Genomic DNA, 11,304 nt, shown 5'->3' with positions numbered 1-11,304 from the left:
GCTGCATTTAACTCTTTGTAATATTCCAAATCATACGAATTTGATTTGTTGACGTGAATGTGTACCTCCGCGATTCCATTTGCCTTTTTAACTGTAAGTGTTTTCTTTTCTGTTGTTACACTCATTTTTATTCCTCCTAAAAGTATAATTTTTTATTTATGAAAAAACAATATTATTTAATGCCTAGGATATTTAGCGGCTTTTCACCGATATAAGAGACCACACTCTTCGTTTCTGAATACAAGTCCAGTGTCTCTGCACTTAATTCACGTCCAAAACCGGATTGTTTATAACCGCCAAATGGTGCACCAGGGAAAGCAGAGATTGGATTGTTTACCATAACAATTCCCGCTCGAAGCCCAGACGCCAATCGATGTGCTTTTCCGTGATCCTTTGTCCAAACAGCTGAACCAAGGCCAAAAATAGTGTCATTTGCTCTTTCTAACACTTCTTGTTCATCTTTGTACTTCATCAGCACAACAACGGGTCCAAATACTTCTTCCTGAGCAATTCTCATGTCATTTGTGACGTTTCCGATAATGGTAGGCGAATACCAATAACCATTTTTAAATTCGTCGCCCTCTGGTCTTTTCCCTCCAAGCAGGACTTCACCTCCCTCTTCTTGTGCTAACTTCACATAACTATCCACCGTTTCTTCGTGACTCTTAGAAATTAATGCCCCCATATGAGTGCTGCTATCAAACGGATCGCCTACATTGATTTTCTTCGCTTTTTCAATAAAGCGTTCAACAAAGCGGTCGTAAATATCTTCATGGATAAACACTCGTGATCTTGCCTCACATGACTGGCCAGAGTTATAGAATATACCAAATAATGAACCATCCACGGCTCCTTCAAGATCACAATCTTCACACACAATACTTGGTGATTTTCCGCCCAGTTCAAGCGTCACGCGTTTTAACGTGTCGGATGCTTTTGACATAATATCTTTACCAGTATCAGTTTCACCAGTGAAGGCAACTTTGTCTACATTAGGATGTTCTGTTAAATAAGGGCCGATCTCTGAGCCACTGCCAGTAACTACATTTAATACCCCTTCAGGAAGACCTGCTTCATAGCAAATATCAGCAAGCATATAAGCGGTAATTGGTGTGTAACTTGCTGGCTTTAACACAATCGTGCAGCCAGCTGCTAGTGCTGGAGCAATTTTCCAGGCAGCCATCATTAATGGATAGTTCCAAGGAATAATTTGTGCACACACACCAACAGGCTCTTTTTGCGTATAGTTGAAAAAACCGTTTGGCATAGGATTTGTACTTCCGCCGTAAGTAGATATAGCGCCAGCATAAAATTCAAAGTCTTCAATAGCTTGAGAAACTTGTCCCTGTGCAGCTGCCACCGTTTTTCCGCTGTTTAACACTTCTGCTTCGACCAGCGTATTAAAACGGCTGCGCATAATAGAAGCAATTTTGTTTAAGAGGCGTGCTCTTTTTGCGGCAGTTTGTCTTGGCCATTTCCCTTTTTCAAATGCGGCTCTTGCAGCATCAACTGCTCGATCAACATCCTCTGTTGTTGCTTTTGCTACCTTAGCCAAAATTTCTCCAGTCGCTGGGTTATGAGTGTCAAACGTAGCGTTATTCGTGCTGTCCGAGTATTCACCATTGATTAGCAACGGATAAGAATCTTTAATAATCTTTTCTGGAGTTGCTGTTTCTGACATCTTGCCATCCTCCTATGTTTGTAATAACCAAGATTTTATTGATATTGCCTAATGTGCCAACTCTTTTTGCACGTTACGATTTTCATAGTAATAAAAGCCTTTGCCTGTCTCCCTTCCTGTCCAGCCAGCATGCACTAACTTTCGAAGAAGAGGCGCTGGGCGGTAACGTTCTTCTCCAAGCTGTTCATAAAGCCCTGATAACACCGCATAAACATCATCAATGCCTAATTGTTCTGCCCATTCCAAGGGGCCATGCGGATAATTTGTTCCTTCTTTCATAGCTGTATCGATATCACCGGGATTTGCCGTTTTCTCCATTAACGTAAACGCTGCTTCATTAATAATCATGGATAAAATGCGGGCAAACACTAAACCAACTTCATCTTCGACTACTTCAACGTCCTTGCCGGCTTCCTGCAATTTCTTCTTTACCACTTCTGTATACTGTGATTCACACTGCAGAGCTGGCGCTATCTCCAGCAGCGATGTGTCGTTGACATTGGAAAATGCTGCAAAACCAACAACTCTTTCAGGCTCTTGAAGCCATGATGCAATTTCTGTTGCTGTAAAACGCATCGACGTGGTTAAAACAGCCGCAGAAGAAGATCCATATCTTTCAATGTCACGGAGGTTTTTTTTCTTTTGTTCTTTGTCTATATTTTCCGTTTCGATAATGAGATCAGCTTGTTTTAACTTTTCTTTATCGTTTATGGAAACGTTCTCCCACATGGAAGCTACAGCTTCTGCAATACGATTACTCCCTACAATGCTGATATCACTCATAGTCGTAAAAACCTCCTTTTGTCTTGCGGCCTAAACGACCAGCCTGAACCATTCGTTCTTGGAAGTGCTGCGGGCGAAAACGACTCTCCCCATGAAAACTGTTATGAACAGTCGTGGTGGTGGCAAAATTTATGTCTATACCGATTAAATCTTGCAATTCAAAAGGCCCCATTTTGAAATTTCCGGATTTTTTCATGATTCTGTCTATTTGTTCGACACTCGCAACATTATCGTTTAAAATGCGCAATGCTTCATTATAAAATGGACGAGCCACCCGGTTAACAATAAACCCTGGAGTATCACGGCACAAGACAGGTACTTTCTCCATACGTTCTGCCAGCTCCTGCAATGTTTCTGTCACTGCATTTGCCGTGTGAAGTCCTTGTACCACTTCTACAAGCGGCATGAGTGGGGCAGGGTTGAAGAAATGAAGACCTGCCAACTTTTCAGGACGTTCTAAACCGGCTTGAATTTCCGTAATAGAAAGCGATGATGTATTGGTTGCAAACAGCGCATCGTCTTTACAAATCTCTTCGACCTGCTGAAAGATGGAGCTTTTAATTTCCAGCTTTTCAGGAGCAGCTTCAATGACCAGATCAGCCGTGCTTACGTCATCTATTGTCGTCGTAGCATACAATTTATCTTGCGCTGTTTCCCGCACTTCCGCCGACATTTTTCCTTTTTCCACCAGACGGTTCAGCCGCTTTTCTATCTGCTGTTTTGCCCGTAGAACCTGCTCTTCATTTATGTCATACAACACCGTCGAAAAGCCGTTTTGTACAAATACTTGAGCAATCCCCACTCCCATTGTTCCAGATCCAATAACAGCGATGTTGTTTACTGAATTGATAGACATGTCGACACCCTTTTCCACGTGTGTTTACTGCCAGCGAATATATTCAAAAACACTTCGACAATGGTTGCAATAATATTGCCGGACCAGTTGAGCAGTTCCAAAAGATGAGATCTTTGTCACGTCTTCAGAAGAACAAAACGAACAACAAACCGCTTGTGATTTAACCGACATAAGTAACATTCCTGTCTAGAGGAAGCTTATTAATAACAGTGTTAAACTGGCCAGGCAAATCACTATTTTTAGAGACAGCACCACTTCCCTGCAAATGTTCGTCGTTTTGCACCTCATCAAGCCACTTTGCTGCTGCACGTGCCGCTTCATCTACTTGGGCTTCAAACCGTTTTGGAATCGCACCTTTGTCATTTATCAATTGATGGCTCCAGTCTTCTGCATAAATAAGATGTTCTTCTTGCTCATTCAACATTTTGTCAAACTGTGCATTTAATTCTTCTTTTTTGTTTTTCATGAGTTCTTTTAGAACCAAATCAATTGCAACATTATTCACATATAAGCCTGCAATCAAGTCCACCCAGTTGGAGGCGTTTACAATTTGTGAAAAAGCTTTTCCTGTTTGCTCTTTTACATCAATCTTTCCCGCACGCAGTCCTTGCACTTCATAAGACCAGCGGTACAGTAAACGTGCATGCCCCAACTCCCCTTGCGCCATCGAAATGGATGATAAGGAAGCTTCCAAGGTAGGACCGCTCACTCCAACCTCGACCAATTTATCGCCCATGATAAATTTATTGTCCGCTATCGTTTCTGCTACAGTAACTAAAGGATTGGATTGTTTGTCTGCCATTTACTTCACTCCTTCCTTTTCTAATAATCCTTCTGGCAGCCGAACCGGAATCAAATTTGATTTTTTTACTACGTGCATCTCTACCCAATCTTCTTCATCATATATCTGTTTAGCATACAGTTTAGCAAGTTCATCACTAGGAGCTCTTAATGTGCCCACTTGTGTCAAATCGTCTCCTCGCTTAATCCGGGTAAACAACACATAGTTCTCACTTCCTGTTTCACTCATGAACTCACCCCCCAATGCTTCACTTTGTTCCTTCCTTCCTCTGTCATATCGTTTACAGTCCAAGGCGGATCCCAAACTACTTCAATCGCTACATCTGCCACGTCATCTTCTTCTAGCAGCCTGTCTTTAATATCACTTTCAATCCAAATCATGCATGCACATCCTGTTGATGTGTATGTCATGGTTACATAAACGCAGTCATTTTCACCTTTTTCTATTTTTCTGATTAATCCCATATCCACTACGCTGATGGGAAACTCCGGATCCATGACCTCTTTTAATGCATTCCAGTACTTCGTTACCTCGCTTTGATTGACCATTGTCTCCACTATTAAGACACCTCCTCTTGACGCATTGCCTCCATTTCTTTTGCTCCTTTTTGGATGCAGTGTACGAACTCTTCGTTTTCCGGTCCCCGTTCTTTAAATCGTTCGATAACGCCATCCCACGTGTCTGGCTGATCCGTCAACCATTTACGGTTCTCCACATCGAACTTGCATGGGAATGGAACGTCAAGAACGTATTTTCCTTGTTCTTCATCGTAATGAGCAGGCACGTCGACTCCGATAGATTCACAAAACGGAACAGCTGTGGACATCCATTTTTGTCTAAGCTCATCATTTGTATGTCCTTTTAATCTGTAATCGAGCTGCGCAGAACGGCTCTTTAAGTTATCCGCTACACCAAAGAATTCTAATCCCATTAAGAACATCCAATCTACTGCTTCTTGCACTTGTTTAGCTGTTTCAGGTTTTTTCATCCCGGCTTTCATAATGATTTCGCCGTTGCGCAAGTGGAACAGTTCTTCTTTATCAACTTTTACAAGGGCGCGTTTCCACGGACCGTAAGAAGTACTTTCATATGCATCACCTAAAAGCGTATAGCCTGCCCGGTCAAACAAGCCATTAAATACACCTAATTCAATCCAATTGTTTAATTTAAAGTCAAATGCATAAGGATTTTTCCATCTGTTTGCTGGACGGTCGTATAATAATTCATCAGTATCTACACCTAATTCTTCCAGCAGGCGGTACGCGATATGAGCGTGTCCAATTTCGTCCTGCATAACAGCCAGTGCAGTGATTTTATAATTTAAGTTTGGTGCTTCATTGTAAACGGTTAATAAAGGCGGCACACTTAACAGCTCTGTATCCCCTACGATTGTCAATGTTTGCTTTAGTGCACGTTGATATTCTTCATTCATATCCTCATTTCGTTCAACTACGAAACCATCTTGCACCTTCTCCATCAACACATTCGTTTCACTCACTACCAGCACTCCTTTTATTACGTTTTTTTGTTTATCGTATTTATAAGATAATATAAACCATATAAAGCGTAATGTCAATAATATATTACGTTTTTCTGACGAACATTTTAAATTTTTAATTTAATCATTCTAAGACAGTGAAAAAATAGCGTCACAGCAGTTTTTTTAATTAATATCTTCCGTATCTTTTCGATTCAGCATCCTCAAAGAAGAAAAGGCAGCTAAGGCAAAAGAACTGCTTCCAAGAGCGATACACTCCGTTTCGGGCATAGAAGCCTTATCCGCCTGTAAAAGATACATTCTGTAAAAAAGCCGAACGGCCTTCCCCCCTGAGAACCCGTGCATCACTTCGTTGCACGTATGCTGATTTCCTCAATGTATGAACAACATCGGCCAGTCATCCATGCCGCTGAAATTTAGGCTTTTCTTCTCAATATAAAAAACGATCATGGAAAGTAATCTCCATGACCGCTAAGAACGGATAGTGACTGGTTCATACCTGTATATCCCATTTTTATCATCACGTTTTTTTATCTCTCGTTTATTTTCCAAATAATTAAGGTGAGCTATAGTTTCTGCCATAGCAAACCGCCATTGATGAGGATTTAACTCCCTATGCTCAAACAATTTTTGGGCTATTTCATATGCATTCCTGTCCGCGGATAAATTTTTTATCGTTGATAACCTGCGTTTATGATGCATGGCAATTTCTTCACTGCGCTGTTTGACGTGGCTGATTGGGTCACCGTGAGCCGTATAGGCTATGTCAACAGAAATCGTTTGAAGAAATCGAAGTGACTCAAGGTAGTCCTCTAATGGTTTTTGGCTTGCACCTGGCCAGACACTGATGTTTGGAGTGATTGGATCTAAAATAAAATCGGCCGATAATAATATTTTTTGACCAGAATCATAAAAACATACTAACCCATCACTGTGACCTGGAGTATGAATCACCTGCCACGAACGTTCAGCAAACTCCACTTGTTCGGGCATTTCCTTCATGTCAGGCAAAGGGCGTACCTTATGAAGCAGCTTGTCCATATGTTCCTTGATCTTTTTAGAAAGCTTCTGTGGTACGCCGTGTTCTTCTATCATGTCTTTAATCTGGAGAGATTGTGTGCTTTCCTCTCCCCAAACCCGCTGCATCATAATTTTATCGAGCTTATGAATATACACGTCTGCACCTGTTTTTTGTTGAAGCCATCCTGCTAACCCAGCGTGATCAGGGTGAAAATGCGTGAGGTAGATTGTTTTGACAGCTGGCGGAGAAATAGCTGTATGTTCAAACACTCCTTCCCACGCTTGTCGAGCTTGTTGATCGTTTATTCCTGTGTCGATAATGACATACCCATCTTTTTGTGGAAATAAATAACAGTACACATACTTCATAGGGAAAGGTATCGGTATGCCAACTCGATAACCTCCCCCTTCTATTTTTACGAGATTCATATTATTATCTCCCCCTTAAGTGTGGGACCAAACGGGCTGGCGCTTTTCCATGAACGCATCCAATCCCTCTTTTGCATCATCGGTTTTCATGAGATTCTGCAAATAGATTTGTTCCACTTCGGCAATTGCTCCTGACATAGATGTTCCCATAGAAGCACGAACTGCTTGTTTCGTCAGCTTCAAAGCACTGCGGCTTTTATTTTTTAAGTCATTTAATAATTCCTCGACAGATTCTCTTACCTGACCTGCCGGAACAACGCTATTAATTAATCCAAATTCTTTTGCCTCTTCAGCTGATAGTGTTTTTCCCGTTAACAACAGCTCCATTGTTCGATTATATCCCATCAACCATGGGAAATAAGCAGCTGAAACTGGCGGAAATAAACCTAAATTAATTTCAGGCTGGCCGAATTTACTACTCTCTGCCGCAATCGTAATGTCACAAAATGAAGCAAGTTCGCAACCACCGCCAATAGCAGCACCTTCTACAGCTCCGATAGTTGGACAAGGGATGCTTCCTAACAAATGAAACAATTTATGAAAAGCAAAAATCATTGGCTCTGTCCATTTTCCTACATGGTCTTCCACAGCAACTCCAGCTGAGAATGCCTTCCCTTCTGCTTGAATGATCAACGCATGAATATCATTGCGTTCTTTTACGGATTCTAATGCATTTGCCATCTCTTCCATCATTTGAATATTTAAAATATTTACACTTCCACGTTGCATTGTTAAAAAAGCTACGCTGTCCTCTACACGCAAACTTATTGTCTCAAATGACATTGTTCTTCCTCCTTTATTGCTTAACACTTGCTATGTTTTCATCAGCAGGGCCGTGTTATCGTCTAACTGCTTAGCAGCCTGCTTCATATCTTGTATATATTCATCTATAACGTTTTGGACGCTAGTAATACTTCCTATCGCCCCAATGCCTTGTCCTGCATGAACCCAGCCATTTTCCATGTCTCCCTGGATAGCTGCTATACGATTTCGCTGGCCGTTAATATAAGTAAAAAGATCGTAGAACGGCAGTCTTTTCTCCTCCCGTTTTTGCACTTCTTGTACATATGGACTCATCAATACACGGTTCACACTGCCAATGCTTCGCTCTATCACCGTTGACTGTTCATCTTTCGCTTCTACTAATGAGCGTTTATACGTTTCATGAGCCGCGCATTCTTCTGTTGCAATGAAGCGCGTTCCTACTTGTACACCTTCAGCACCAAGCGCAAAAGCACCCAGCATCGCTTTCCCATTCGAAATGCCGCCTGCTGCAATGACAGGCAAAGATACATGTTTAGAAATAGAAGGTATTAATGTAAATAGCGTTAATTCCATCGGACTGTTTCGCCCGCCTGCCTCAAACCCTTCACAAATAATGATATCAGCGCCAGCTTCTTCGGCTACAACGGCTTGTCTGACGGATGCGACGACTACCATTACTGTTAAGCCCAGCTCTTTTAGCATTTGCGTGTGTCCTCTTGGATCTCCAGATGACAAACTAACTGCTGAAAGCACGTCTTTTTTCTCACGAATGATCTCAAAATATGCCTGATAGTTAAACGACGTTCCAATAGGAACATTGACTCCGAGCGAACCATTCGCCGCTTGGGCTGCAATATCAATTTGTTCACGGAAGCGCCTGGGAGAAAAGCCCGATGCTGCTACTTGTCCAAGACCACCCGCGTTTGTAACAGCCGCCGCTAACCGTCCATCACCGATATGAGCCATACCGCCCTCTATAATCGGATAATCAATTGCTAATTGTTCCGTTATTCGGCTTTTTAATTCCATTCTATGTCACCCTTTTTATTTTCCTTTAAAATCTGCCGGGCGTTTTTCTTTAAAAGCTTGTAATGCTTCTACTCTATCTTCTGTAGGGATAATTACCTCATATGCTTTCGATTCAATAGCCAATCCAGTTTGGACGTCAGTGTTTAATCCTTGATTAATTGCATATTTGGCTTGTATAACTGCCAGCGGTCCGTTTTTCATGATCTCATCTGCCAGTTCTTTAGCACGCACAAGCAGATCTTCTGACGGTACTACTTGATTGACTACACCAATCTCCTCTGCTTGTGCTGCACTGATACGCCGTGCTGTTAAAATTAATTCTTTGGCACGTGAGGGACCTATCAGGCGTGAAAGGCGCTGTGTGCCCCCGGCCCCTGGTATGATTGCCCAGCTTACTTCTGTTAATCCAAGCTGAGCTGTTTCCACAGCATAACGGAAATCACAAACCAACGCTAATTCTAATCCACCGCCTAAGGCATACCCATTCAAAGCAGCAATAGTTGGCTGCGGCAGGTTTTCTATAGCAGTAAACACATCGCGGATTTTTTGCACATTCCTGCGAACTTCTTTTTCATTTAATGTTCGGCGTTCTTTTAAGTCAGCACCGGCACTGAATGCTTTTTCTCCAGCTCCCGTAATAATAACGGCTCGTATATCGCGGTCCAGTTTGATTTCTTCCACTAAATCATCAAGCTGCGCTAGTGTTTCGTAGTCAAAACAGTTTAGCCTGTCTGGACGGTTAATTGTGATAACCCCTAAATGACCTTCCCTTTCCAGTACAACTTTGCTCATATGCATCCCTCATTTTTATACTTGGATTTTGTCAAATGGATTCACTGCTTTATGTCGCGCGGGCTCAACCTGACTATCTGGAGCTGGTTCATATAAAGATTCAAAAAAGCGTACCGCTGGAATGGAAATGAGCTGGTGTATGTTCCAAAAAAGCTCTCTTGCAGCTGTTCCTGTCCAGTTAGCTGGCAGCAATTCATTAGGAAAACCAGGATCTTGAAACAAAAACTTCCGATACTCGTGAACAATTTTTGTTCTCTCAATAAAACATTCCTCATCAGTTAGTGTGTTTTGAAAGGCTTTTTCACTAAGTTCGTCAAATATTTTTTGATATTTTTCAATAAACTGCTCGTATTCCTTGGATATTTGCTGTAAATCCCAGCCTTTATTTACGATGTCTTCATTAGCATGAGACAACACTTCCGACGAACTGAACAGCGTAATGTAGTCTTGCAGCTGATACCGCTCCATTAACTCCAGCACGCGACTTTCCAGTGGATTAGGACTAACCCAGGTACTATTGGAGATAGCTCCAAACCCTGTCCAAGTCAGTTCTTTCCGTACTTCGTTGCGAAGTTCCCGTTTTGATTCCGGAAAAGAGTAAGTAAGGATACGCCACATACCATCCCATTCAGACCGGCGTATGCTGTACACCCTTTCTACCCCGTCATCAATTTGCCTTTTCCCTTCAGCAGTAAACGAATAATAGCTCTTATTACCAATTTTGCGCACTTGCATTAAGTCTTTTTGTACCATGCGCAAAATGGCGCCTCGCACCGAAGATTCTGAAATACCGAAGCGTTTCATAAATTGTATGAGGCTTCCAACCCATGCTTCTCCTCCATAATATTGAACATATTCCCCGTATAACGTAAATAGTAGCGATCTAGGTTTCATTTTTTCACCGTCCGTTGATACATTAATAATGTCTTGGTTATAAAATATATATTTATTATAGAGGATTAAGGGTTATTATGCATTATACATAGGCTTAACTTCTTGGGATGTTGTATGAACATCTTCTTCAAGAATACGGCGTATCTCATCTGGTATTGGAACAGCCTGAATACCTGTATCTGTTTTTTCAACCCAGCCTCTCAATTCATAGCCAAAACCCGTTCTTTCTTTTCCGCGATACACTTCGTGAGCCAATTTTATCGTTTTCCTGTTCACTTCACTAACTGTCGTTTCAATTGTTATAACATCATCATAATACAATGGTTTTTCAAAGGTGCAGCGAACATCTATCATTGGTAAAATAACTCCTCTTTCTTTTTCGAGAGTAAGAGGAGATAATTGACAGCTTCGAAAAAATTGATGGCCGGCAATATCAAACCACTTAAAATAATTTGGATAATAAACGATACCCGCCATATCCGTGTCGCCCCAATTAATGAGAACATCTAGTTCATTACTGCGCACGATTGCTTCCCCCTCCTTATTATTCGTCTCTCCAAAACCTTGCCGATCCATAGATATGTTTGTGGGTTTTATTGCTGTTGCAGAAAATGGCGATACCGGAAGGCCGATACCGCCATTCTTTTCCTATCTTCTCTTTTATTTTCCACTCCAGTTTGCTTCACGCTTGTCTAAGAAAGCACTGAGACCTTCTTGCGCATCATCGGAGCGGAACAATAGGTTTTGCAGCTCCC

14 protein-coding genes and 2 pseudogenes are annotated in these 11,304 nt (G+C 41.7%); all 16 read right to left on the bottom strand.

Going from position 1 to position 11,304, the window contains the following annotated elements; all coding sequences use genetic code 11:
• Window positions 1-125 (bottom strand): annotated as a pseudogene (locus BLT18_RS18605) (enoyl-CoA hydratase/isomerase family protein); the annotation flags it as partial.
• Window positions 126-172: 47 nt separating this feature from the next.
• Window positions 173-1,681, bottom strand: a complete 1,509-nt coding sequence (locus tag BLT18_RS17540; RefSeq protein WP_091276986.1) for an aldehyde dehydrogenase family protein — start codon at window positions 1,679-1,681, stop codon at window positions 173-175.
• 48 nt (window positions 1,682-1,729) lie between these two features.
• Window positions 1,730-2,464 (bottom strand): 3-hydroxyacyl-CoA dehydrogenase family protein, encoded by a 735-nt coding sequence (locus BLT18_RS17535; RefSeq protein ID WP_091276983.1) that lies wholly within the window; start codon window positions 2,462-2,464, stop codon window positions 1,730-1,732.
• A complete protein-coding gene (locus BLT18_RS17530) occupies window positions 2,457-3,320 on the bottom strand; it encodes a 3-hydroxyacyl-CoA dehydrogenase NAD-binding domain-containing protein (protein ID WP_091276981.1) in 864 nt (287 codons plus the stop codon). Before BLT18_RS17530 ends, BLT18_RS17535 begins: the two co-directional genes overlap by 8 nt.
• 24 nt (window positions 3,321-3,344) lie before the next feature.
• Complete coding sequence (locus BLT18_RS18870) at window positions 3,345-3,491, bottom strand: PaaD-like zinc ribbon domain-containing protein (RefSeq protein WP_456061446.1); 147 nt, start codon at window positions 3,489-3,491, stop codon at window positions 3,345-3,347.
• On the bottom strand, window positions 3,481-4,122 hold the full coding sequence (locus BLT18_RS17525) for a Phenylacetic acid catabolic protein (protein WP_091276979.1): 642 nt from the start codon (window positions 4,120-4,122) through the stop codon (window positions 3,481-3,483). The genes BLT18_RS18870 and BLT18_RS17525 overlap by 11 nt, the downstream gene beginning before the upstream one ends.
• Window positions 4,123-4,350: a hypothetical protein gene (locus BLT18_RS17520; RefSeq protein ID WP_091276976.1), complete on the bottom strand. Its 228-nt coding sequence runs from the start codon at window positions 4,348-4,350 to the stop codon at window positions 4,123-4,125. It lies immediately after the preceding gene.
• Window positions 4,347-4,670, bottom strand: a complete 324-nt coding sequence (locus BLT18_RS17515; protein ID WP_091276988.1) for a metal-sulfur cluster assembly factor — start codon at window positions 4,668-4,670, stop codon at window positions 4,347-4,349. The genes BLT18_RS17520 and BLT18_RS17515 overlap by 4 nt, the downstream gene beginning before the upstream one ends.
• A gap of 11 nt (window positions 4,671-4,681) precedes the next feature.
• Entirely contained in the window at window positions 4,682-5,599 is a 918-nt protein-coding gene (locus BLT18_RS17510) for a Phenylacetic acid catabolic protein (protein WP_407639938.1), read from the bottom strand.
• A gap of 492 nt (window positions 5,600-6,091) precedes the next feature.
• The gene (locus BLT18_RS17505) at window positions 6,092-7,069 is read right to left on the bottom strand and encodes an MBL fold metallo-hydrolase (protein WP_091276972.1); all 978 of its coding nucleotides are present in this window, start codon (window positions 7,067-7,069) and stop codon (window positions 6,092-6,094) included.
• Window positions 7,070-7,084: 15 nt separating this feature from the next.
• Window positions 7,085-7,852: an enoyl-CoA hydratase/isomerase family protein gene (locus BLT18_RS17500; protein ID WP_091276971.1), complete on the bottom strand. Its 768-nt coding sequence runs from the start codon at window positions 7,850-7,852 to the stop codon at window positions 7,085-7,087.
• A gap of 30 nt (window positions 7,853-7,882) precedes the next feature.
• On the bottom strand, window positions 7,883-8,863 hold the full coding sequence (locus BLT18_RS17495) for an NAD(P)H-dependent flavin oxidoreductase (protein ID WP_091276968.1): 981 nt from the start codon (window positions 8,861-8,863) through the stop codon (window positions 7,883-7,885).
• A 15-nt stretch (window positions 8,864-8,878) separates the two neighbouring features.
• On the bottom strand, window positions 8,879-9,655 hold the full coding sequence (locus tag BLT18_RS17490; protein ID WP_091276965.1) for an enoyl-CoA hydratase-related protein: 777 nt from the start codon (window positions 9,653-9,655) through the stop codon (window positions 8,879-8,881).
• 15 nt (window positions 9,656-9,670) lie between these two features.
• On the bottom strand, window positions 9,671-10,549 hold the full coding sequence (locus tag BLT18_RS17485) for a PaaX family transcriptional regulator (RefSeq protein WP_091276963.1): 879 nt from the start codon (window positions 10,547-10,549) through the stop codon (window positions 9,671-9,673).
• Window positions 10,550-10,624: 75 nt separating this feature from the next.
• The gene (locus tag BLT18_RS17480) at window positions 10,625-11,074 is read right to left on the bottom strand and encodes an acyl-CoA thioesterase (RefSeq protein WP_091276961.1); all 450 of its coding nucleotides are present in this window, start codon (window positions 11,072-11,074) and stop codon (window positions 10,625-10,627) included.
• Between the two features lie 135 nt (window positions 11,075-11,209).
• A pseudogene (locus BLT18_RS18600) lies at window positions 11,210-11,304 on the bottom strand (enoyl-CoA hydratase/isomerase family protein); the annotation flags it as partial.

The sequence above is a fragment of the Alteribacillus persepolensis genome (assembly GCF_900099605.1).
GTDB lineage: Bacteria > Bacillota > Bacilli > Bacillales > Marinococcaceae > Alteribacillus > Alteribacillus persepolensis.
Note: the sequence above shows the minus strand (reverse complement) of the source record. Positions and strands in the feature narration are given on the sequence as shown.